Annotated in this window: 13 protein-coding genes and 2 pseudogenes; 7 read left to right on the plus strand and 8 right to left on the minus strand. The window is 66.6% G+C overall.

Features of this window, described 5'->3' with window-relative positions; translation table 11 throughout:
* Positions 1–79: 79 nt before the first annotated feature.
* From BVC93_RS28120 to BVC93_RS28130, 3 genes are all read left to right on the plus strand, one after another.
* Complete coding sequence (locus BVC93_RS28120; protein WP_083741421.1) at positions 80–469, plus strand: transcriptional regulator; 390 nt, start codon at positions 80–82, stop codon at positions 467–469.
* Between the two features lie 45 nt (positions 470–514).
* The gene (locus BVC93_RS28125; protein ID WP_083740275.1) at positions 515–1,249 is read left to right on the plus strand and encodes a hypothetical protein; all 735 of its coding nucleotides are present in this window, start codon (positions 515–517) and stop codon (positions 1,247–1,249) included.
* A 279-nt stretch (positions 1,250–1,528) separates the two neighbouring features.
* Positions 1,529–3,292, plus strand: coding sequence for an AMP-binding protein (locus BVC93_RS28130; protein WP_083740276.1), 1,764 nt, complete (start codon positions 1,529–1,531; stop codon positions 3,290–3,292).
* Between the two features lie 6 nt (positions 3,293–3,298).
* Here the strand turns inward: BVC93_RS28130 and BVC93_RS28135 are convergent, their stop codons facing one another.
* Positions 3,299–4,126, minus strand: a complete 828-nt coding sequence (locus BVC93_RS28135; protein WP_236950153.1) for a glycosyltransferase family 2 protein — start codon at positions 4,124–4,126, stop codon at positions 3,299–3,301.
* Positions 4,127–4,284: 158 nt separating this feature from the next.
* Between BVC93_RS28135 and BVC93_RS28140 the strand changes: the two genes are divergently transcribed.
* From BVC93_RS28140 to BVC93_RS34235, 3 genes are read left to right on the plus strand one after another with little or no spacing between them, the layout of a single operon-like run.
* Positions 4,285–5,214, plus strand: coding sequence for an ATP-binding cassette domain-containing protein (locus BVC93_RS28140; protein ID WP_083740277.1), 930 nt, complete (start codon positions 4,285–4,287; stop codon positions 5,212–5,214).
* On the plus strand, positions 5,211–5,954 hold the full coding sequence (locus BVC93_RS34230) for an ABC transporter permease (RefSeq protein WP_236950155.1): 744 nt from the start codon (positions 5,211–5,213) through the stop codon (positions 5,952–5,954). The genes BVC93_RS28140 and BVC93_RS34230 overlap by 4 nt, the downstream gene beginning before the upstream one ends.
* Positions 5,951–6,721 carry an ABC transporter permease gene (locus tag BVC93_RS34235; protein WP_236950156.1) on the plus strand — a complete coding sequence of 257 codons (771 nt, stop codon included), beginning with the start codon at positions 5,951–5,953 and terminating at the stop codon, positions 6,719–6,721. The genes BVC93_RS34230 and BVC93_RS34235 overlap by 4 nt, the downstream gene beginning before the upstream one ends.
* A 2-nt stretch (positions 6,722–6,723) precedes the next feature.
* On the opposite strand, the gene BVC93_RS28150 is transcribed toward BVC93_RS34235, so the two are convergent.
* Together BVC93_RS28150 and BVC93_RS34860 are read right to left on the minus strand one after the other, a co-directional pair.
* Entirely contained in the window at positions 6,724–9,042 is a 2,319-nt protein-coding gene (locus tag BVC93_RS28150) for an MMPL family transporter (RefSeq protein WP_442929109.1), read from the minus strand.
* A gap of 108 nt (positions 9,043–9,150) precedes the next feature.
* Positions 9,151–10,133: pseudogene (locus BVC93_RS34860) on the minus strand (MMPL family transporter); the annotation flags it as partial.
* Positions 10,134–10,340: 207 nt separating this feature from the next.
* Here BVC93_RS34860 and BVC93_RS28155 point away from each other — a divergent pair.
* Positions 10,341–11,581, plus strand: a pseudogene (locus BVC93_RS28155) (glycosyltransferase).
* On the opposite strand, the gene BVC93_RS28160 reads toward BVC93_RS28155, so the two are convergent.
* The 5 genes from BVC93_RS28160 to BVC93_RS28180 all read right to left on the minus strand — a co-directional run bounded on the left by BVC93_RS28160 (position 11,578) and on the right by BVC93_RS28180 (position 24,228).
* Entirely contained in the window at positions 11,578–12,906 is a 1,329-nt protein-coding gene (locus BVC93_RS28160; protein ID WP_083740278.1) for a hypothetical protein, read from the minus strand. The pseudogene BVC93_RS28155 and the gene BVC93_RS28160 overlap by 4 nt on opposite strands.
* On the minus strand, positions 12,903–14,264 hold the full coding sequence (locus tag BVC93_RS28165) for a hypothetical protein (RefSeq protein WP_157517114.1): 1,362 nt from the start codon (positions 14,262–14,264) through the stop codon (positions 12,903–12,905). Before BVC93_RS28165 ends, BVC93_RS28160 begins: the two co-directional genes overlap by 4 nt.
* Positions 14,257–15,702, minus strand: a complete 1,446-nt coding sequence (locus tag BVC93_RS28170; RefSeq protein WP_083740279.1) for a condensation domain-containing protein — start codon at positions 15,700–15,702, stop codon at positions 14,257–14,259. The genes BVC93_RS28165 and BVC93_RS28170 overlap by 8 nt, the downstream gene beginning before the upstream one ends.
* An 80-nt stretch (positions 15,703–15,782) precedes the next feature.
* A complete protein-coding gene (pks2, locus tag BVC93_RS28175; RefSeq protein WP_236950513.1) occupies positions 15,783–22,049 on the minus strand; it encodes a sulfolipid-1 biosynthesis phthioceranic/hydroxyphthioceranic acid synthase in 6,267 nt (2,088 codons plus the stop codon).
* Between the two features lie 877 nt (positions 22,050–22,926).
* Positions 22,927–24,228: a serine hydrolase domain-containing protein gene (locus tag BVC93_RS28180; protein ID WP_442929110.1), complete on the minus strand. Its 1,302-nt coding sequence runs from the start codon at positions 24,226–24,228 to the stop codon at positions 22,927–22,929.
* Between the last annotated feature and the right edge of the window lie 17 nt (positions 24,229–24,245).

The raw sequence follows: 24,245 nt of genomic DNA on the forward strand, positions 1-24,245 counted from the left end.
CGGCCATGTCAATAAAACGTGTGTTGTCTAAGTAGTGGTTGCTGGTGCCCAATTCCGGGATTCGGTCTATGGTGTATTGGTGCCACGTACAGACGAGAACGGCAGACAGCTCAAAGCGCTGCTCGACTACCTCCTGGACGGGGATGTCGAAGCCAAGAACATCTACGACGCGCTGGGTGTCTCCAGCAGCACGTACTATCGCCGCCTCAAAGAGAGCGACTACCCCAACGCCGAAGAGCTGCGCCTCGTCGCAGATCGTTTCGACCTCAACTATCCCGACCTCCAGGTGCGATTCGGGCTGATGACGCGCCAGGAAGTCTGGAACTACATCGAGTCGTCGCCACTGATGGTGCAGACGATTCCCGACACCACCACGTCAACCGTCGTGGCTCCCACTTCCACCGGCATTCGTCATCGGCTGCCGAGGTTGTCGGAATTGTCGCCGCGCCATGACGCGCCACCGCTCTAGCGCTACAATTTGCTGACCCGAATTCAGCTAGAAGGCGTCAGGTAAATGGCACTGGCCAGTCTCATCTTCATCACCATCGCGTGCATCGCGTGGAGTCTGTGGATCCGACGGGTTACGTGGTCTTGCCGCTGGGAAGTCGCCGCAACACTCAATGTCGCGCTCCAGGGTCTGGCAATCCTGCTCATGACGCCACTGGCATCCGAAACTGTCGGGCAGTGGCTCTACAACCTGACCGGCAAGTGGAACCTCGAAGACTACATCGGTCACGACGCCTACATCGTGGCCGCATCAGCGATCGTCTACAACGCGCTCGGTCGCCTGCACGACGACAAGTCGATGCACGTCGTGTTCAAAGAACACGTCGAACGCCCGGCTACCTTGTGCATCCCCGTTCTCCTGGTGCTGTTCTCCCTCGGAAACGGCGCGTCCATCTATCGGGCCGACTTCTTCACGGTGCCCACCGACTTCTGGCTCAGCACCTACTGGCTGCTCCTGTGCGGCATGCTCATCTACCTCCTCGGCTATGGCGGGCGAGCGCTGCTGATCCTGCGCAAGGATCCGCGCTCGCGCATGATGGCCGACGTCTACCTGGTGGCCACCGCAAGCGGCATCATCGCCTGTGCGGTTCGGATCGCCACCGCCTACTGGCCCGCATTCGCCGAGTGGGAAGCAGGCAAAGCCGTGTGGCTCTTCGCCTGCACCTGCGGTGCGGTTTTCGCCGTCGCCGCCGCCCACTCCTGGCGCACCAAAACCAAGTGGTTCAGCCGGGTCTCGCGCTGACAACAGTTTGCTGGCCGCGCGCTGCGCAACGCTGAGACCGAGCCCCAGCGAAGACTTGCACCCCACTGACCCGAGGCAGGTCTCGCGGTGGCGGTGGGTCTCGACGGCACCGTCGGATGAACTGTCGGCACCGGTGTTTCCGCGCAGTGTGAGTCCCTCGGCCGACGCGCAGGATCGCCGTTTCGAGCGCCCTATCGCGCATCGACAGCACGACTGGCCCTATGCTCGGGGGATGTCTCAAGGATTGTTTGCCGGGCGAAAATGCGGGGCGCCGCTTCCATGACCGCGTCATCGATTCCCGCGATACTCCGGGAACGTGCGAGCCTGCAGCCGACCGACATCGCATTCGTCTTCATGGACTACGACCAGGAGTGGGAAGGCGTCGAAAAGACGCTGACCTGGGCGGAGCTCTACCGGCGCACTCTGAACATGGCCGAGGAACTCAGTATCCGCGCGGCTCCCGGCGACCGCGCCGTCATCGTCGCGCCGCAGGGCCTGGACTACCTTGTCGCATTCCTGGGCGCACTCCAGGCCGGCGTGATCGCCGTTCCGCTGTCGATGCCATTCGCCGGCCAACACGACGAGCGGGTGAGCGCGGTCCTGGCGGATTCGACGCCGACTGCGATCCTCACGACATCGGCGCTGACCGAGGTACTGGCCGGTTATGCCAAACCCGACGGGTCGGGCACGGCGCCGACGGTCATCGCCGTCGACGAACTGGATCTGGAGTCCCGGCGCAAGTCGACACTGCGCAACGTCCAGCGACCCGAGGTGGCGTACCTGCAGTACACATCCGGGTCGACTCGGACCCCGGCCGGTGTCATGGTCACCCACAACAACCTCGCGGTGAATTTCGAGCAGCAGGTCAACGCCTACTTCTCCGACCGCGGCGGAGTCGCCCCGATGGGCACGACGGTGGTGTCCTGGTTGCCCTTCTACCACGACATGGGGCTGCTGCTCGGTGTCGTCGCCCCCATCATGGGCGGGTGGAAGACGGTGTTCACCACGCCGCTGGCCTTCCTAGCCCGGCCGGCCCGCTGGATGCAGCTGCTGGCCACCCACCCGATCGCACTGACCGCAGGACCCAACTTCGCCTTCGAACTGGCAGCGGGACGCACCTCGGACGCCGACCTGGACGGGATGGACCTGAGCCAGGTGCTGGCCTTCATCAGCGGCAGCGAGCGGGTGCACGACGCCACGCTGAAACGTTTCGCCCAACGCTTCGCACGGTTCAAGCTGCGGCCCGAGACGCTGCGGCCGTCCTACGGACTGGCCGAGGCCGTGTTGTACGTGGCCACCGACGGACCCAACAAGCCGCCGACCGTGGTGTCCTTCGAACCCGAGGAACTCTCCGCCGGTCGCGCCACTGTGAGCACCGAGGAGAACAGCACTCCCCTCGTCGGCTACGGCAAGCCGTCGTCACCCACGGTGCGGATCGTCGATCCGGAGACCGCGCTGGTACGGCCCGACGACACCGTCGGTGAGATCTGGGTTCGCGGTGACAACGTGTGCGTGGGCTACTGGCAGAAGCCCGAACTCACCAAGACCGTGTTCGGCGCCACCATCGCCGAACCGACCGACGGCACCGACGCCGGCCCCTGGTTGCGCACCGGGGATCTCGGATTCATTTCCGACGGCGACTTGTTCATCGTCGGACGCATCAAGGACCTGCTGATCGTCCGCGGTGTCAACCACTACCCCGACGACATCGAAGCCACGGTCCAGGAGATCAGCAACGGCCGGGCAGCAGCCATCTCGGTCGACAAGGACCGTGCCGAGCAGCTGGTGGTGATCGTCGAGGTGAAGACCCACCAGAACGGCGACGAAGACCTCCGCGAGAAGCTCAGCACGCTCAAGGGCAAGCTGACCGCCGCGATTTCCCAGGCACATCAACTCAGCCCCGCAGACATCGTGCTGGTGGGCCGTGGAGCTCTGCCCATCACCACCAGCGGCAAGATCCGTCGCGCCAGCTGTGTGCAGCTGTACGAGAGCGGCAGGTTCGACCGCCTCGACGTCGCCCACGGAGTGCCCGCCGGCGCCTGAGTCGGCTCAGCGCTCGGTCAGGAAACGTGCCACGCCGTGTTTGCGGATCAGGTACAGCACCGAGTCCCGCTCCTGCTTGCTGCGGCTTTTGCCGCGGACGTCGATGTAGTGGTGCACCACGGCGATCTGCGGATCGAACTGACGCTTGACGCCTAGCCGCTCCAGCCGGATCCCGAGGTCCTGGGCCTCGTGGTAGCGGACCTTGGTGTCGTAGCCGCCCACCGCGCCGAACACTCCTGCGTTGATCAGCATGTTGCCTTCGTGCAACCAGTAGGCCGGGCGCGCGACGGGGGTCTCGAACACGTCGGGCCAGTACTGCTGGCCCGGGACACCGATACGACGGATCGCCCGCACCAACCGGGGCTTGTCCCGGATCCGATCCAGCATCGGCGGCGCGGACGCCATCACCGTCTTGAGTGAGAAGACGGGCCCGAAGTTGAACGGCTCCTGGCTACCGTCGGCGCGACTGACCAGACCACCCACCGCGCCGACGCCCTGGGCTGCGTACCGGGTGTACAGGTCCCGAGCCAGGGAACCGATGTGCTCGGTGGCCAGATCCATGTCGGCGTCGATGAAGTGGATGAGGTCGCTGTCCTCGACCTGCCCCAGTACCTGGTTGCGGTTGGCGCCTGCGCCCTGATTGACCGGGCTGCGCACCATCTCCACGGCTCCCCCGAAACCTGCCACCACGTCCACACTGGTGTCGGTGGACGCGTCGTCCAGGACGAGAACCCGGTCATAGCCCTGGTTGAGCACCTGCGGTAGCAAACGCTGCAGCGATTGACCCATGTTGTAGTTGGGGATCGCCGCCACCACGGATGTCGGTTCGGGCAAGCTGATCAAGAGTCCCTCACATCTGATCTCGGGTGAACTGGGTGCCTGGCAGCTACTACCGTAGCCGGGCTTCGACGGTGCCCGCTCGGCTGCTGTAGTGAGCCGCGCCCCGCCCCCGTCGCGGTTGAATCCCCCAGCCCCGCCTGTATCGTTGATCTGTGATCGAGCTAAATGGCGTCGGCAAGACGTACGGGACAGTTCGAGCGTTGCACGACATCAGCTTCTCCGTTCCCACGGGGACAGTTTGTGCACTTCTGGGCCACAACGGCGCGGGTAAGACCACTACCGTCGGCATCCTTTCCACTTTGCTGCGCCCCACCGCAGGCCAGGCGCTCGTCGCTGGATTCGACGTTGCCAGGCAAGCCGACCAGGTACGCGCCAGCATTGGGGTGACCGGCCAGGATGCGGCGCTCGACGTGTTCATCAGCGGCCGCGAGAACCTGGTCTTGTTCTCTCGCTTGCGCGGCCTGGGACGCAAGGCAGCTCGCCAGCGCGCCGATGAGCTGATCGAGCGTTTCGATCTGCGGAAGGCTGCCGACCGTCAGGTATTCACCTACTCCGGCGGTATGCGGCGGCGCATCGACATCGCCGCGTCGCTGGTGGTGACTCCAAAGGTGTTGTTCCTCGACGAGCCCACCACCGGACTGGATCCCCGCAGCCGTCGCGACGTGTGGTCGCTGGTGGCAGGTCTGGCCGAGCAGGGTGTGACGGTGCTGCTCACCACCCAGTACCTCGAGGAAGCCGATGTCCTGTCGGATTCGATCGTGGTGCTCAACGGCGGCCAGATCGTGGCCAAGGGCACTTCCGACGAACTGAAGAGCTTGATGGGTTTCGCGTACTGCCAGGTGACCCCGGTCAGCCCCGACGACCTCTCCCGAATCGCGGCCGTACTCACCGATTTCGCCGACGTGGAGATCGACCCGGACATGAACACCGTGTCCGTCCCGGCGGCCCAGGGCGTGTCGACCCTCAGCGAAGTCTTCCGGCGTATCGAAGCGCTCGACGTCGAGCTGATCGACATCGCGCTGCGCAAGCCCTCGCTCGATGAGGTGTTCATGCACCTCACCGAGCCGGCCATCACCGCATGAACTCACTGATCACCCTGACCGAACGCGTGCTGCGTGGGACGCTGCGCGATTTCGACCTGCTGATCGCTGTGCTGGCGCCGGTAAGCACCTACGTCGGATTCACCTTCATCCTGCAGAACGTCATCGACACCGGCTCCATGAGCTACTCGCAGTATGTCCTGCCGGTGATCGTCGTGCAGTCGATCCTGTTCGGCACCATGACCGCCGCCGAGCGCGCGTCCAAGGACGAGAACCTGGGCTTTGCGCGTCGACTTCGCACGCTGCCGATACACACCCTGGTCCCGCTCGGCGCCCGGATGGTGTATTGCATGATCCGGTCCGTGGTGGTGATCATCGCGTCGGTGGCGACGGCCTATCTGTTCGGCTTCCGCTTCACCGGAGGCTTCTGGTTCGTCGCCGCCTTCGTCGGCATCACCCTGGCCCTGGCCTTGGCTCTGTCCTTGGGCGCCGACGCGCTTGGCGCTTCCGCCAAACGGATGGACGCGGCCAGCCAACTGCTGCTCATCCCGATGCTCACGCTGGCACTGCTGTCCACCGGGATGGCACCGGCGGAGTCGTTCCCGGGCTGGGTGCAGCCCTTCGTCCGCGCTCAGCCAGTGTCGGTGATCACCGAGTCCATGCGCGGATTCGCTGACGGGAGCGTCTCCGGCGGCAATCTCGCCGCGAGCATCGCCTGGTGCGCCGGCCTGCTGGTGCTGTTCGGCGGTCTGGCGTTCAGGCTGCAGAGGCGCACGGAATGACCACATGGCTCTCAGAGAGCGCAGTCTTCGCCGGCCGGCTGATCACACTCTGGCGCCGCCAGCCCGCGGTACCGGTCCAGGCGATCCTGTTCCCCACGGCGCTGCTGGTCTTCTACCACCTGCTGGTAGGCAAATCGATGGCGGCGATCAACGGCACCGACAACCTCGAGAGCCTGGTGCCGATGTGCGCCATGGCTGGTGGGATGTTCGGCGCCATCGGAGCTGGGCTGAGTCTTCCGACCGAACGACGCCGTGGTCTGCTGGCCCGGTTCTGGACGCTGCCCGTACATCGGGCCAGCGCCCTGACGGGACGGATTCTGGCGGAGGCAGCGCGGACACTGGTCGGCGCCGTGGTGATCACCATTGTGGGTATGGCATTGGGTTTGCGGTTCCAGGGAAACGTGCTGGCAGTGCTGCCGTTCCTGCTGCTGCCGGTGCTGGTGGTCGTCACGTTTTCACTGGTGGTCATCACCCTGGCGCTGCGGTCCGGCGGGAATGCCGTGTTCATGTGGCTCGGCACCAGCTCGGTTGGCCTTGCATTCTGCAGCCCTGGCATCGCGCCGCTGGATGCGTTCCCGTCGTGGCTGCGGCCGGTCATCGAGTACCAGCCGTTGTCGCCGGCCATTCAGTCGATGCGGGCGCTGGCTGAAGGGGAACCCGCACTGGGTATGTTCGGCCTCGCCGTGGCTTGGGTGTGCCTTATTGCCGGCATCTTCGCACCGCTGGCCATGCGTCAGTACCGGCTGGTCGCCGAGTCCGTGCAGTAACGCTACTGCTCGGTGTCCCCTGTCGACGGCCGCTGGTCGTCGCTCGCGGGATCGTCGCTCTCGGGATCGTCGCTCTCGGGATCGTCGTCGTTTGCAACGTCGGACGTGTCGGGCTCAGGTTCACCGGCATCGCTGTCGTCGAGCTCTTCAGCGACTGCCTCAGATCCCTCGATATCAGACTCCGGCTCCTCTGCCACAGACACCTCGACGTCGGCCTCGTCAACAACCCCGGCCTCCGACTCCTCGGCACCATCCAGCTCGAGCTCGTCCGGCGCATCATCGTTCTCGCCGTCAGCTTCCTCGACCGCGGACAGTTCTTCGGTGTCGTCATGGTCGTCTTCCACCGCCGAGTAGGCCCGGTGCAGAGATGCGGTGTCGAGGTCCAGGTCCAGGCACAGCTGGTCGGTGTCCGGGGAGAAGTCGAGGTCCAGCGGATCCGTCGTGGCGTCGTGGAACAGCTGGTCCGGGATACGGTCGGTGTCTCCGTCGGTTGCCGGCGAGGGCTTGTAGAGGACACCGACCGATTTCGACGGCCACCAGTTGCGGTCGCCCACCAGCACCGCCATTGCGGGCACCGTCACCGTGCGGACGATGAAGGTGTCGAGCAGTAGACCCACGCCGATGACGAAGCCCATCTGCACCACGGTGCTGAGGCTGCTGACCGTCAGGCTCAGCATCGACACCGCAAAGATGATGCCGGCGGAAGTGATGACGCCGCCGGTCGCTCCGACGGTGCGCACCACCGCCGCCTTCATGGTGTGGCCGTGCCGGACCTCATCGCGTATTCGGTGGATCAACAACAGGTTGTAGTCCGCACCCACGGCCACCAACACCAGGAAGGCCGTGCCGGGCACGCTCCAGTGCAAGTGCTCCCCCAGCAAGAACTGGAAGAAGAGCACCCCGATACCCACTGCGGACACGAAGGACAACACCACCGACGCCACGAGGTACAGGGGCGCGATCACCGCACGCAGGATGATCGCCAGGATCAGGAAGACGACCACCAGCGTGACGATGATGATGAACTTGATGTCGCCGTTGTAGTACGTCCGCAGGTTGTCGTTGACGACGGTGAAACCCACCATCGAGATGGTGGCGTCCTGCAAGGAGGTGTTCGGGCGGGCGTCCTCGGCGGTCTTGACGATCAGCTGCAGCTGATCCATCGCCTCGACGCTGAACGGGTCCAGCGCGGTCTGTACCAGGTACCGCGCGGTGTGACCGTCGTCGGAGATGAACAGCTCCGCGGCTTTCTTGAACTCCTCCTGCGTGAGCATCTCGGGAGGGATGTAGAAACCGGACATCGGCGGATCAGCCGCGTCGCGCTTCATGGCCATCAGGAAGTTCGACGCCTGGTCCAGCCCGGAGCCGATGTTGCGGGTCTGGTCCACCAGCAACTGCACACCTTCGGCCAACTGGCGGCTGGAGTCGGCCAGCGTATTGGCGCCCTGGATGGCGGTGTTCAGCCGGCTGGACACGCCGCCGGGCTCACCCAGGCCCAGGTCGCGGGCCGCGCTGGTCAACTCGTTGAGGGTGCGGCTGAGGCTGCCGACGGTCTGGTCCAGTGTCTGGTCCGGATCGGTGGCCACCAAGATGTCGCCAAGCTCGGCGATCTTGTCCAAGGCTGGGTCGCCGCGCAGGTTGGCCAACTTCTGCAGGTCGGCGCGCGAGGCGACACACTGCGGGTCGGCCGAACAGGTGGGGCTGTTGTTGAGCGGGCCCAGCACCGGGGCGGCCCAGCCCCCGACATCGCCGAGCCGGACCCGGTCGAAGCCCAGCGCCTTGCCCAGCGAGCGCATGTTGGACACCAAGCTGGCGGTTTTGTCGATCTCGTTGAGGGTCTTGGTGCCGCCGTATTTGTCGGCCATGTCGTCCAACGCCGAGGCCAGGCCCCGGACACTGCCCACGGCATTGACCAGGGTGCGGCGGATCTCGTCGAGCGCGTCGGCCAACTGATCGGCACCGCCGGTGAGCGCCGACAGGTTCTCGTCGTTGTCGTCGATCAGGTTGGCGGCGTCTCCCAGGCGGGTGCCCACCTCACCGGCCTGCCAGGTGGCCTTGCCCTGTTCGATCATCTCGCCGGTAGGTCGGGTGATGCCGCGCACCGCGTCGATGCCGGGGAGATCGGCGATGCGCTGCGCCATCGTCTCCATGTCCGCGAGTGCTTCGGGGGTGCGCAGATCCCCCGGCGACTGGATCAGCAGGAACTGCTGTGCGGTGCTGCTGGTGGTGAAGTGCTTGTTCATCGCCTCGTAGGCGAGGTTGCTGTCGATGTCGTCCGGCAAATTCTTGCGGTCGTCGTAGTTGTACTCGATGAGCGCCATACAGGCAGCCAGCGCCAGCAGCACGCTCAAGCTGCCCGCCAGCGCGATGCGCGGGCGTCGGACGATCTCCACTCCGGACCGGCGCCAGATGCGCCCGGTGATGTCCTTGCGCGGTTTGAGCCAGTTCCGCCGCCCGGCCAGCACCATCAGAGCCGGCAGCATGGTGACGGCGCCGAAGAAGCCGACCAGGATCGTGACCGCCAGAGGTGGCCCGACGGTGGAGAACACCCCCAGATCGGTGAACGCCATCCCCATGAACGCCGCGGCCACGGTGAACGCGGAGCCGGCGATCACCTGGCCGATGGAGGTCAGCGCCTTCTCCATGGCCTCGTCGGACGTGACGCCGGAGCGCATCACCTCCTGATACCGACTCAACAAAAATATGGCGTAGTCGGTGCCTGCGCCGAGCATCATCGCCGTCATCAGCAGCAATGTCTGCGGGCCGACTCCGAGCCCCACCAGACCCAGTGCCGCCACCACCTGTTGTGCCACCACCAGCGCAGCGCCGATGGTCAGCAGCGGCAGCATCATCGCCACGAAGCTGCGGTACACCAGGACGAGGATGGTGAACACCAAGATGCCGGTGGTGGTCTCGATCACCAGCTGATCGCGGACGCCGATCTTGTTGACGTCGTCCAGGGTGGCGGCGGCGCCAACGATGTTCGGGGTGAGAGTGCTGCCGTCGGTGACTTCTTTGACGATGTCGAGCGCCGCGTTGTAGGAGCGCTGTCCCGCCCCCGACGCCATCACACCGGTGAGGCTCACCGGCAGGTTGTAGGCCTTGTTGTCCTGGCTGGTCATCACCCCCCGCAGCTCGGGATGCTCACGAAATCCTGGGTGTTCAGCACGTGCTCGGTGTCGGCACGCAGCTTCTGCACCAACTCGCGGTAGGTCGCCTCGTCCGCAGGCGTCAGACCGTTCTCGTTGATGAGGACGACGACGACACTGTTGGCTGCCGCCGGTTCGTCGAAGGCGTAGTTCATCACGTCCGTGGACGCGTACACCGGCGCTTCCTCCGGCAGGAACTCCGGCGGATTCTTGGCTGCCACAACGGCAAGCGAGGGCAGCGAGAGCAGCAACACCACACCCATCACCACCCAGGTGGCGATCACCCACAGCGGGTGGCGCACCACCACGCGGGACAGCAATGGAAACCCGCCCCCGTCAACGCACCGCGGGTGAAGGCGCGTTTGAACATCCCAAACAGGTTACACGGTGCGAGTGCCCACAAAGAGTGTAGAAAGCCACCACGCAGCGGGTTTGCAGCCTGGATCCAGACCCGTGCTTGAATCGGCGCTGTGATTTTCGGCGTAGCGGTGCACGGGACCCGGGGAGACATCGAACCGTGCGCGGCGGCCGCTCTGGAACTGCGCCGCCGCGGCCACGAGGTGCGCATGGCCGTTCCCCGAACCTGGTCGCGTTCGTCGAGGAGCTCGGGCTGGCGCCGGCGTTGGTCTATGGGGTGGATTCCCAACAACAGCTCGAAGCCGAGGTGTTCCGCAGGTTCTGGACTGTGCGCAACCCGGTGACGGTGTGGCACGAGAGCCGTGAATACGCCACCGAGGGGTGGGCTGACATGGGCGAGGCCGCAGCCGTCGTGGCTGACGGTGCCGACCTGCTGCTGACCGGCACCACCTACCAGGAGGTGGCGGGAAACGTCGCCGAGGCCCGCGGCATCCCACTGGCTGCGCTGCACTACTTCCCGCACCGCGCCAACCGCAGCATGCTGCCCGTGCGGCTGCCCGCTGCGGTGGTCGAGTCCGGCTTCGCCGCCGGTGAATGGCTGCACTGGCAGGTAATGCGCAAAGCCGAAGACGAGCAGCGCAGTTCGCTGGGGCTGCCCAAAGCCCGCGCCAGGGCCATCCGCCGACTCGGCGAGGCCGGTTCACTGGAGATCCAGGCCTACGACAAGTTGCTGTTTCCCGGGCTGGCCGACGAATGGGCCGGGATGCGGCCTTTTGTGGGCGCCTTGACGTTGCAACGTGCGACGGCCACCGACGACGATGTGAGCGCCTGGATCGCGGCCGGGACGGCCCCCATCTACTTCGGGTTCGGCAGCATGCCGGTGGAGTCCCCCGGCGACGCGGTGGCGATGATCGCGCGGGTGTGCGCCGAGCTCGGCGAGCGGGCACTGATCTCCTCCGGTACGTGGGAGCTCGGTGAGCTCGCGGTGCCAGAGCACGTGAAGCTGGTGGGGGCGGTGAATCACGGCGCGGTGTTCCCGTTGTGCCGCGCTGTGGTGCATCACGGTGGGGCGGGCACCACCGCCGCCGGGATGCGGGCCGGGGTACCGACGTTGGTGCTGTGGGTGGGCGCCGACCAGCCGTTCTTCGCCAATCAGATCAAGAGACTCAAAATCGGCACAGCTCAACGCTTTTCGAAAACCACACCGGAGAATCTCCGCACTGCGCTGCGCCGGACCCTGGCCCCTGATGTGGCTGCCCGCACCAAAGAACTCGCCACCCGGCTGACGCCGGTGTCCGACAGTGTGCGGATGACGGCTGACCTGCTGGAGGAACGGGCCGCCAAGGCGAGCTAGATGATGGTGCCGGTGAGTCCGAACTCGGCCAGGACCTGCTCCACCGTGGCTCGCAAGGCGGCGTGAGTGTTGGTGCCACCCACCTTGTAACCCACCACGCCGATACTCATCGTGCCGTTGAGGCGGCCCGCGGCCACCACCAGATGACCGCCGACACGTTCGAGCTCGTGGCGAGTGACGCCCTGGTCGACCGGCCGCAGGAACAGGTATTCGGCATCGGTGCCGTCCGGGCGATTCACCGCGGGATCGAGTGGTCCGACGTTCGAACACGACACGGGTAGATCACCGAACATCACGCCGGCAGTGCGTCGGACCGCTTTTTTGGGTACGAACGGATTCAGTGGCAGCAACGCGAAGGTCTCGTCGGGCGTTTCCTTGAGGTCCCGCAGCCCCTTCTTCATGGCCGCCCGCACCGCGGACAGGTCCTGGGCCACCGGGGCCGGATCCACCACCACGGTGGCCAATGACACGGCATTGCCGCGGGTGTCACCCTCGGTGCGGTCGCTCATCGCGACCAGCAGACTGACCGCGCCGTCCGGGCGATGCCGTCCCATCTTGATAGCGAGTCGGGACACGAAGCCGGCCATCAGCGAGTAACTGTTACCGCCAAGGGAATCTGCGCGGGCATCCCAGTCATCGGCATTGACGAACGCCGATGCAGTTGGCACCACGACATTCTCATCGGCACCCGTGGCCAACGGCGGAGGCGCGTCCCCGCCACGGAGCTCGTCGCGGCGCTTGTACGCCAACTTAGCCGCAGCCACGACGGTGCGTCCCACCTCCGGCAGGTCCCGGATGGTCTGGGCGACATCCGATGCGACAGCGCGCCGTCGGGTCCGCGCTAGTCGGGCGGGATAGGGGAAGTTGTTGATCTGCCCGGTGGCCGCTTGTGCGCTGGTGAGCAACAGGCCGATGCCGTCGGCCAGGGTGTGGGACAGAACCGCGCTGACAGCGGTCGAACCGTCGGTCATGGGCAGCACACCCACCCGCCAACCGGGGCCGTGTTCAGGATCGATCGGCAGTTCCGCCTGCTCGTCCATCCAGGCGTTGAGTTCTTCGCGCGGCCGGGGCGCAGAGATCTCGAGTTCCCGGGTGGTCCCCACATCAGCGACCCAGCGGTGCCTGCCGAATGGAAGAGCAGAACGCTCTATCCTCCTGCCGACCAGGCCGTGACCGTAGTTGCGGTGGAATCGTCGCAGGGCGTCGTAGTCGACAGGGTGCTCGTAGAGCCAGACCAGCTGTCCCAACTGCTGGCGCCCGGTGGCGCGTATCGACAGAAAGGAGGCCTGATCGATGTAGGCCAGCCGGTCATCGTGCGTTCTCATTCCAGGCTTCCGGTGATGCCGAACTCCGCGAGCGTCTCGGTGACGATGGCGCGTAGCCGGGCTTTAGTGTTCTCGGCGCCGGGCCGGTAGCCCACGATGGCCAGCGACTGCTCGTCACCCACCCGGGCCGCCACCACGGTCAGCAGGCCGTGACGCTGTTCGAGCACCCGCAGCGGCACAAACTGATCCACCCCGCGCAGCACCACGTGCTCGGCGTCCGTGCCGTCGACCCGGCTGATCTCCGAGGGCAGCTGACCCATGTTGGAGCAGAACACCGGCAGGTCAGAAGTGAAACCGAAGGCCAGATCGGCGGTCTTGCGCACCGCGCGTTTGGGCAGGAACGGGGTCAACGGCAGCAGCGCCAGCGTTTCGTCCGGCACCTCCTTGGCCGTCTTGAGACCCTCTTTCAGTGCCGCCCGGGTCCCGGACAGATCCGAGCCGACACCAGCGGGATCCACCCGGACGTTGGCCAGCAGCACCGCGTTGGCCCGGGTGTCCTCCAGCGTGCGGTCGTTGATGGGCACCGTCAGCGGAACCTTGCCGTCGACACCGCTGAGCCGGCCCATGCGCTCGCCGAGTCGCGCGGCGATCCCCGCCACCAGCGAGTAGCTGTTACCGCCGAGTGCCGCAGCACGAGCGTCCCACTCGGCACCGTCGACGTAGACGGCCACGGCCGGGACACGGACGTGCTGGTCGCCGGCGGGGCCCAACGAATCGGTGTGCCTCGGGCCGCCCGATTTCTTCAGTTCGCCGCGCCGTTTGAAGGCGAGTTTGGCGGCGTTGACGAGTGTTCGTCCGACGTCGGGCAGATCACGCAACGTGTCGCGGGCATCGGCGCGCAGCCTCTGACCCCTGGTGCGCGACCGCGCAGCGGGATAGCCGAGGTCGCGGAGATTCCCGGTGACGGTCTCGAAAACGGTCAGGCAGGCTCCACCGCCATCACCGATGCAGTGCGAACCGACCAGGCTGACGGCGGTGGACCCGTCGTCGAAACGCTGGACGCCCATGTGCCAGGTCGGACCCCATTCGGGATCGACCGGCCTGGTGGCATGTTCGTCGGCCCATTCCATCAGCTCGTCGCGCGGCCGACGGCCCTCTTCGATGACCATCCCGCTCGGCGCCCCCGGAGAGGCGACCCAGCGGTGTCTGCCGAACGGCAACGGCGAGGGCTCGATGCGCCGTCCGGCCAGGCCGTGGCCGAAGTTCTGATGGAACCGCTGCAGGCCCTCGAGGTCCACGTCGTGTTCGTAGATCCACAGACATTGGCAAACCGCAGCCTGCCCGGTGGCACGAAGTCCGAGGTAGAGCGCCTGGTCGATGTGGTCGAGCCGGTTGTCCACCAATACCCGATCAGCCACTGACGACGCGAGTCAATTCCGCTCGGCCACGGGGGGCTTGAACCTCACGGCCTTCGACCACCCGGGTGTAGACGGCCTTCATGGCCGCCACGTAGCGGATCACCGATTCGCGCGCAACCGGGTTGTTCGGGAAGGTGACCGTCAGCGCGGTTTCCGTCGCCGTGCGGTTCACATACATCCCGACCTGATACGCAGCGCGCGCATCACTGAAGACCTTGCCGTTCATGGCCTCCCACTGCGCGATCACCGCGGGCGACAGCGGCGGCAGACCGGCATCGAGGTAGGACAGCATCGGCACACCGGGATCAGGGCTGCGCAGGCCCAGGTCGGTGCCTTCGGCCAGTTCAAACACCCGGTCGTGCGGTACGTCCTTCATGGGCATGCCCGTATCGAAGGCAAGCTGGCCGGCGCGAGCTGTCTCGGCGAACGTACCCACCGACACGCTCATCGGTACCAGTCCGGTGAACCACCCGGTGGTCATGAACTCCGCCTGGCCGTTGCGCGTCGTGGTCGGCGTGATGATGTTGTAGGTGTCGGTGCCCGTCAGCTCTGCCTCGGCGATGGCGGCGCAGGCGATCACGCCGCCGCTGAAGCGGGCTCCGGCGTCCATGCAGGCGGCTTCGAACGTGTGCGACTGCTCTGCGTCGAGCAGCTGCACGGTCATCACGTCGCCGGTGTTGGTCAGGGAGAAGTCACCCAGCGGCAGTGGGAACACCGGCAGCGTGCCGCCGTTGCGCTGGAAGAACTCCACCCAGCCGCGCACCTCGGGGCTTTCGAGCGTCAGCGAGGCGGTGTAGGCAGCCTGGCGGTGGCAGAAGTCTGCATAGCTGCCGGCAGGCGGGAGCTGCAGCGGAGCGGCGCCGTCGACCAGCGCCAGGTACATCATGTGGATCTCCACCAGCACCAGACCCATGAACATGGCATCGGTGTGCACGTGGTCGACGCTGATGTAGAAGGTGAAGTGATCGGCGCGCTGGATGATGCCGAAGTGGAAGCAGTCCCAGGTCAGCGGGTCCGGGGTGGCCAGGACATGCTCGCGCCAGTCGGCGGGGGTCATCTCACCGTGATCGGTGGGGACCAGCTTGATGTCCTTGGGGTTGGTCACCGTGTGGCGGACCACCTCGTCGCTGTCGTCGGAGAGCTCGAACCAGCTGTGGTAGGTGTCGTGGCGGCGCACATAGGAGTTGATGACGTGCGTCATGGCGCGCAGGTCGCACTGGCCGGGGATGTCCCACGCCGGGATGTTGAGCCGGGCCATGTCGGTGCCCGCGGCTACGTGGCTGCGGTACCCGCGAATGTGCTGAGCCTGCTGGTAGCTGACCGGTACGTCGCTGACGGGCGCCTGCTGCACCTTCTTGAGTGTGGCTGGCGACGGATGCCAGGACACCACGGTGCCCGGCTCGCCCATCCAGTCATGGATTGCCTTGATTGCAACCATTCACTCTCCCCGAACTCGTCGTGCCGACTGTGCGTGTGTGGGTCGGACCCGCCAGTACATCGAATTGACGACCTTGATCATTACTTCGCCGCCGACACTGTATCGGCCGAAGCCTGATCGGCGGCCAGCTCGTCGTAGAGCCGCTCGGCCAGACCCCGGACCGTGGTGATGTCCGTGGAGCCGATACGCACCCCGGTCTCGGTCTCGATCTTGGTGCGGACCTCGAGGATCCCCAGCGAATCGAGGCCGTACTCGGCCAGCGGCCGGTCCGGATCCACCGAGCGGCGGAGCACCAGGCCGATCTGATCGGAGATCAGGCGCCGCAGACGGGCGGGCCATTCCTCGAGCGGCAGTTCGTGCAGCTCACTCAAGAACGCACTGGTGCCCGACGGGTTCTTGCCGATGGAGGCGAAGGACTCCGCGAACTTGCTGGTCTGCGCGAACGCGGCCAGCCACGGTGTGCCCGCCACCGGGGCGTACCCGGTGTAGGTGCGGTTGTGCCGCAGCAGCTGATCGAAGGCGTAGGCGCCGTCTTCGGGGGCGATCGCCATGGCGCCGCCCTCGGCGCCACCTTCGGCCAGCGCCTGACCCTTGCCGATCTCGGCCCAGGCACCCCAGGCGATGACGCTGGCGGGCAGACCCTGGGAGTGCCGCCAGCGGGTGAACCCGTCGAGCCAGCTGTTGGCCGCCGCATAAGCACCCTGGCCGGGCGAGCCGACCATGGCCGCCGCCGAGGAGAAGGAACAGAACCAGTCCAGCTCGGATCCCTTGACGGCCTCGTGCAGGTTCCAGGCGCCCTTGACCTTCGGGGCCCAATCGCGGTCGATCAGCGCGTCGGTGATGTTGGCCAGTGTGGCGTCCTCCACCACCGCGGCACCGTGCAGCACACCACGCAACGGCATGCCGGTGGCGGTGGCGGCCTCCACCAGACGACGGGCGGTCTCCGCGTCGGCGATGTCACCGCGGGTGACCTCAACCTCGGTACCGCCACGGCGGATCCGGTCGATGACCTCCTGGGCGTCGGCGCTGGGCTCCGAACGGCCGTTGAGCACGATCCGCCCGGCACCACTGTCGGCCATCTTCTCGGCCAGGAACAACCCCAGGCCGCCGAGTCCGCCGGTGATGACGTAGGCGCCGTCGCCACGAAACACGGTGGCATTCTCCGGCGGCACCACAGCACTGCTGGAACCGGCGTGCGGCACGTCGAGCACCAGCTTGCCGGTGTGCTCGGCGGCACCCATCACGCGGATGGCGGTGGCGCCGTCGGCCAGCGGGAAGTGGGTGGTCTCCGGCATCGGCAGAGTGCCGTCGGCGATCTTGTCGAACACCGTCTGCATCAGCCGCCGGGTGTGGCCCGGGTTGGTCAGCGTCAGCAGCGCCAGGTCCACCGCGTAGAACGACAGGTTGCGACGGAACGGGAACAGGCCCATCTTGGTGTCGCCGTAGATGTCGCGCTTGCCGATCTCGACAAAACGGCCACCGAAGGTCAGCAGCTCCAAGCCGGCGCGCTGGGCGGCACCGGGCAGCGAGTTCAGCACGATGTCCACACCGTAGCCGTCGGTGTCGGTGCGGATCTGCTCGGCGAAGTCCAGGCTGCGCGAATCGTAGACATGCTCGATTCCCCACTGGCCCAACAGCTTCCGCTTCTCCGGCGTGCCGGCGGTGGCGAAGATCTGCGCACCTGCGGCCTTGGCGATGGCCACGGCGGCCTGACCGACACCGCCGGTGGCCGAGTGGATCAGCACCTTGTCCGTGGACGAGATACGGGCCAGGTCATGCAGGCCGTACCAGGCGGTGGCGTGCGCGCTGGGCACCGCTGCGGCCCGTCCGGCGGGAACCGAGTCCGGCAGGGTGACCGCCAGGCTGGCGTCGCAGGTGACAAACGTGCTCCAGGCACCGTTGAGCGAGATGCCCGCCACGCGGTCGCCGATCTTGTGGTCGGTGACGCCGGGGCCGACGGCGGTGACGACGCCGGCGAAGTCGGCACCCAGTTGCGGCAACCGGCCCTCGAAGGACGGGTAGCGGCCGTAGGCCACCAGCACGTCGGCGAAGTTCAGGTTCGACGCCGCGACCGAGACCTCGATCTGTCCCGGTCCGGGGGCAACCCGGTCGAAGGCCGCCAGCTCCAGTGACTGCAGGTCACCCGGGACGCGGATCTGCAGACGCACACCGTCGGTCTCGTTGTTGACGACGGTGGTCAGGCGCTCCTCGGCCTGCAGCGGCGTGAGGTTGAGCCGGGCCGCGTAGAACTCGTCGTCGCGCCAGGCCGTTTCGTCCTCTTCGGAGCCGGACAGCAGCTGGGTGACGACGGACGCGGCCTCCGTGGCGTCGTCGACGTCGATCTGGGTGGCACGCAGCCCCGGCTGCTCCATGCTGAGCACCCGCATGAGTCCACGCAGGCCCGCCTGATCGAGGTTGGTGACGTCTTCGCCCAGCACCGTCTGTGCGTTGCGGGTCAGGACGAACAACCGGGCCGGCTCGCCGGCGATCTCGGGCAGTTCGCGGGCGATGTGCACTGCGGTGCGCACGTACTCGGCGCCCCGGACCGCCGAGGTGGCGGTCTCCCCCGCGGCCCCGGCCACCAGCACCACACCGTTGTGCGGTTCGGCAGACAGCTTGTCCCGCAGGACGGCAGCAGCATCGTCGGACCAGATGAGTGTGGTGGCCTTGGCGCCGTTGCCGGTGAGCTCAGCGGCCAGTTCCACGGCCGTGTTCTCGGCATCGGCGGCCAGACCGATCACCAGCCAGCTGCCTGCCTCGGCGCCTTCTGCGTCGGGCAGTTCCTGGCGACGCCAGTCGATGGTGAGCAGTCGCTCGTTGAGGATGCGGTCAGCCCGGCCGGTCGCGGAGACACCGGTGCCCAGGCGCAGCCCACCCACGGTCAGCAGCACCGCGCCGTGCTCGTCGAGCACCTCGACGTCGGCTTCCACCGCGGTGGCGGTGGCGCTGGTGATCGTCACGTAGCAGTAGTGCGCGTTCCGGGTCGACGCGTGCGCCCGCAGCGAGCGCACCCCGAGCGGCAGCATCAAGGTGCCGGTGGTGTCGGAATGCAGATCCGGATGCGCACCGACAGCCTGGAAGCAGGCGTCCAGCAGGGCCGGGTGGATGCCGTAGGCACCCTGTTGCGACCGGATGGAGCCCGGCAGCGATACCTCGGCGAGAACCGTTGCGCTGGAGTCATTTTCAGCGGTGTTGGCGGCCACCAGACCAGCGAACGCCGGGCCGTACTGGATGCCGCGCTCGGCGTACCAGTCCCGCATGTCGGCACCTTCGAAGCGCTGCGGGTGGGCGGTCAGCAGCGTGTCGATGTCGTAGGACTCGGGCTCGTCGACCACCGCGGTGCGCAGGGTCGCCGACGCACGGCGGACCTGCTCGCCTTCGGCGTAGGTCTCGATCACCAGATCCACCACGCCGGGCGCCTTGACCTCGGCCACCACCGACACCGGGGTCTCGTCTTCGAGCAACAGCATCTGCTCGAAGGTGATGTCGTCGACCTCGGTGTCCTCGCCGAGCACCGTGCGGGCTGCGGCCAGAGCCATCTCGCAGTACGCCGCGCCCGGCAGAGCGCCGACGTTGTGCACCTGGTGATCCCCCAGCCATGGCTGGGTGGCGGTGCCGATGTCGGCCTGCCACACGTGCCGCTCGGGTTCTTCAGGCAACCGCACGTGCGCGCCCAGCAGCGGGTGCACGGCGACGGTGTTGCCGCCGGCGGCCTGCTCGGAGGCATCGCGGGTCAGGATCAGCGGCACCTTGGTCCAGGTGGGCAGCGGAGCGTCGACCAGCCGACCGTCCGGGTACTGGGTGGAGAAGTCCACCGCCGCGCCCGCGGCGTGGAGGTCGGCCAGGAAACCGCGCAGGCCGCTGGGCAGCTCTTGTTCGCGGCGTAGGCCGGCCACGGCCGCCAGTTGCATGTCCAGGCCGCGGCCGGTCTGCTCCACGGCGTAGGTCAGCAGCGGATGCGGCGACAGCTCGCCGAACACCCGGAACCCGTCCTCGAGCGCAGCCTGCACCGCGGCGGAGAACCGCACGGTGTGGCGCAGGTTGTCGGCCCAGTAGTAGGCGTCGTAGTCGGCCGGGTCACGGGGGTCGTACAGGGTGGCCGAGTAGTAGGGAACCGTCGGCTCCATCGGCTCGAGGTCCTCGAGCGACTCGGTGAGTTCATCGAGGATCGAGTCGACCTCGGGTGAGTGCGAGGCCACCTCGACGGCCACCTCGCGGGCCATCACGCCGCGGGATTCCCAGTGTTCGACCAGTTCGCGGACGGAGTCCTTGGCGCCGCCGACGACAGTGGACTGCGGCGAGGACACCACGGCCAGCACGACGTCGCGGACACCGCGGGCAGCCAGCTCGGAGAGCACCTGCTTGGCGGGCAGTTCCACCGACGCCATGGCGCCGGAACCGGAAATGCTGGCCATCAGCTTGGAGCGACGGCAGATCACCTTCACGCCGTCCTCGAGCGACAGCGCGCCGGAGACCACGGCCGCGGCGGCTTCGCCCATGGAGTGGCCGATCACCGCGCCCGGCAGGACTCCGTAGGACTTCATGGTCTCGGCCATCGCCACCTGCATGGCGAAGATCGTGGGCTGGGTGCGGTCCATGCCCGAGACCTTCTCCTCGGCCGTCATGGCCTCGGTGATGGAGAAGCCCGATTCGCGCTGGATCAGCGGTTCGAGTTCGGCGATGATGGCGGCGAACACCGGCTCGGTGGCCAGCGCGGCAGTGCCCATGCCTGCCCACTGCGATCCGTGCCCGGAGAACACCCACACCGGGCCGCGCGCGTCCTTGGCGACGACCGGCTGGTACGGGGTGTCACCGTCGGCGACCTCACGCAGCGCCTTGATCAGTTCCTCGTGATCGGCGGCCAGCACCGCGGTGCGCACTGCGCGGTGCGAGCGTCGGCGGGCCAGTGTGTAGGCCAGGTCCTCGAGTTCGAGGTCGGTGGCGCGCGCATTGCCGCGGGCTCGCTCGGAGACCCACTCGGCCAGGCGGCCCGCGGTGCGACGGAGTTCCTCGGCAGAGGTGGCCGAGAGCGGGAACAGCAGCGCGCCGGTGCGGCCGGTGTGACTCTCGCCGGACACCTCACGCGGGCCCTGCTCGTCGGGCGCCTGCTCCAGCACGGCGTGCACGTTGGTGCCGGACAGACCGTAGGCCGACACCGCGGCGCGGCGGGGGCCGTCGCTCTCCGGGAAGGGCACGGTGGCCTGCGGAATGAACATCTGGGTGCTGATCGCCGCCATCTCGTCGGGCAGCTTGTTGAAGTGCAGGTTCTGCGGAACCAGGCCGTGCTGCAGGGACAGCAGGGCCTTCATCAGGCCGATGGCTCCGGAGGCGGACTGGCCGTGCCCGAAGTTGGTCTTGACCGAACCGAGTGCCACCGGGCCGGCGGTGCCGTAGACGTCGGCGAGGCCGGCGTATTCGATGGGGTCGCCCACCGGAGTGCCGGTGCCGTGCGCCTCGATCATCCGGACGCTGGTGGGGTCGATGCCGCCGGAGCGCAGCGCTGCCCGGTAAACAGCCGTCTGCGCGCGGCGCGACGGGGTGGCGATGTTGACGGTGTGGCCGTCCTGGTTGCTGGCCGTACCGCGGATGATGCCGAGGATGCGGTCGCCGTCGCGCTGGGCGTCGTCGAGCCGCTTGAGCAGGAACATCACACTGGCCTCGCCGGAGACGAAGCCGTCGGCGTCGACGTCGAACGCGTGGCACTGGCCGGTGGGCGAGAGCATGCCCTGCGCGGAGCCGGAGGCCATCTTGCGCGGTTCGAGCATGACCGAGACGCCGCCGGCCAGGCCCAGGTCGCTCTCGCCGTCATGCAGGCTGCGGCAGGCCATGTGGACGGCCAGCAGGCTCGACGAGCAGGCGGAGTCCACGGTGTAGGCCGGGCCGTGCACACCGAGGTGATAGGCGATGCGGCCGGAGGCGAGGCTGAAGTTGTTGCCGGTGAATCCGTACGGCCCCTCAACCGCATGAGCGTCGGCAGCAAGGAGTTGGTAGTCGCCGTGAGTCATTCCGACGAAGACGCCGGCCCGTTGCTCACTCAGCGTCGCCGGGTCGATACCCGCGTGCTCGACGGCCTCCCAGGCGGTCTCCATGAGGAGGCGGTGCTGGGGGTCGATGGCGGTGGCTTCACGCTCGCTGATGCCGAAGAAGTCGGCGTCGAATCCGGCGATGTCGTCGAGGAAGGCGCCCCATTTGGACACGGACCGACCAGGCACGCCCGGCTCGGGGTCGTAATACTCCTCGGCATCCCACCGGTCCAGCGGGACCTTGGTGACATGGTTCTCGCCACGCAACAGCGCTTCCCAGAACCGCTGCGGCGAGTCGATCCCACCCGGCAGCCGGCACGCCATGCCGATGACTGCCACGGGAGTGACTGATGCCTGAACCACGAATTCAAACCTCTTCCGCGCTTGCTACGAGACGTTCGACCGGTAGACGGCCGACGTGGTTCACCCCCGCACTCCACATCGGCTGAGTTGCTGGCCGGTCGTTCCTCCCCTTAGGTCTTCCTGAGTTTTTCCTGAGTTTGGTATGTGAACCGGTACTGTAACCGCTCCCGCTGACGTCTGTGCAAAATATCGAGCAAAGCCGTGTCGCAGTTTGCAAATTCAAGTTCTGCGGCCGAAACACTACACGAGGCAGCTTCGATTTGCTGAACCAAACAGCAACCTTAGCCTACCTGGGCTGTTCTTAGTAATTTACGAGTTCGTTATATAGTTTGTCTTGACATGTTTAGCGGATTATTTCGCTAAAGAAATTTCCAGCAAACTCTCAACGTCCAGCCGCCACGGCTGCCGCTTCGCTGATGATTCGGACACGGCGAAGTTGCTGGCCGCCGCCAGCCGCCGTGCATACGCACGTTGTCGCTGGGAAAACGGGATAGAGTAAGAAACTATCATCCACGTAAATTAGCTGCTGGCTAGCGGCCTTGTGATGCACAAGGGACACATGTGATCCACAGTGTCGAGTTTCGGGCAATGCGAGCGTCTGTAACGGCCAAGCCACGGGTTCGTCACGGTGGCAAACTACGCCCAATCGCCCAGCAAACTCAGGCAATTCTCAGCGAGACCTCCCACTGCTGGCTGAAAATGGCTGCTACACAGGACTTTTCGCCGACAACAGCGATTGTCCAAGCTCACCCGAGTCGCTCCGGCGCACAGTTGTCGAAAATGGGCCGAACCAACGGCGCCCAAACAGCGCCACCGAGCGGTGTCCGCGACGGCCGAGCTAACCCGCAACCGGCTCGTGCTCAGCCGGGTACGGAGCGCCGAAACCTGAGACGGGGCGATATCCACGAGACCTCGCCGACGCCGCCCCGCGGCGCACCAACGCTGCCGTCGCCACGAATCCGGCCTGGTCAGCGACCAGAAATGGCGTCAGGAGCCGGTTGTGGACAAAACTGAAGCCCAAGCCGGTCTCCGGCACCGCCCACCCCAGGGAACCCCCCAGGCCCACATGCCCGAAACCGGGCATCACCCCAGGTAGAGGCAATGCGTGGTAGCCCAGATGGAAGGACATGGGCATGCCGATGCTGCGGTCGAGGGCCAGGCTGGGCCGGCCGACCAGCGCCGCCGACCGCTCACGGGACAGGAAACGCTGCGGCACATCGCTGACCTCACCGCCATTGGCTATCGCGCCATACATCCTGGCCAGGCCTCGTGCGGTCGCCACGGCATTGGCCGACGGCAACTCGGCGTCCAGCAGGGGGATGTCACCCTGCACCGTCGACTTCATCCCCGGGAAGTACATGGCCCCGAAGATCGCCGAGCGCTGAATCGCCGCGACCCGTGGCGCTATGGCATTGAACACCGGGTTCTGCATGTTCATCTGCGGACCAATGATCTGCGCGTTCCTGGTGGGCGCCCCTGCCGGTGGCCGCCCCAGGTGCACTCCGTCGGTGTTCAGGGGCTCGGCTATCTCCTGTCGGATGAGCGAGCGCATGCCCATGCCGGTCACCGCTCTGGCGAGCCCGGACAGCAACCAGCCGTAGGTGAGCGCGTGGTAGGCCGGCTTGCCGCGCAGCGCTGACGCCGGCGCGGCCGCCATCAGCTGTTCCATCTTCAGGTGATCCAACAGATCGGCCCTGGTGACCCCGGTGAGATGAGACAACCCCGCCCGGTGGGCCATCACCTCACGGACGGTGATGTCGGCCTTGCCGCCCGCACCGAACTCCGGCCAATACTCGGCCACCGGGGCGTCGTAGTCGATCAACGCCCGGTCAGCGAGCCGGTGGATGACGGTGGACGCCATCCCCTTGGTCGCGGAGAACACCATGGCGCCGGTATCCGCAGTCCAGGGCGTCTGCCCGCGCCGGTCCGCCCAACCCGTCCAGACGTCGACAACCGGCTCACCGTGCAGATACACCGCCAGCGCTCCGCCACCGAAGCGACGGCCGGGAAACAGGTTGGCGAAGCTGCGCACCGCGCAGGCGAAGTTGGGATCCGCTGCGCCGTGGACACCTTTGGGGAGCGCCGCACTGCGCACCCCAGCAGTTGCATAGATCACAGTGGCTGAATTTACATGCGTCAGATCACAGTCCGGCGGGC

The organism is Mycobacterium sp. MS1601, from assembly GCF_001984215.1.
GTDB lineage: Bacteria > Actinomycetota > Actinomycetes > Mycobacteriales > Mycobacteriaceae > Mycobacterium.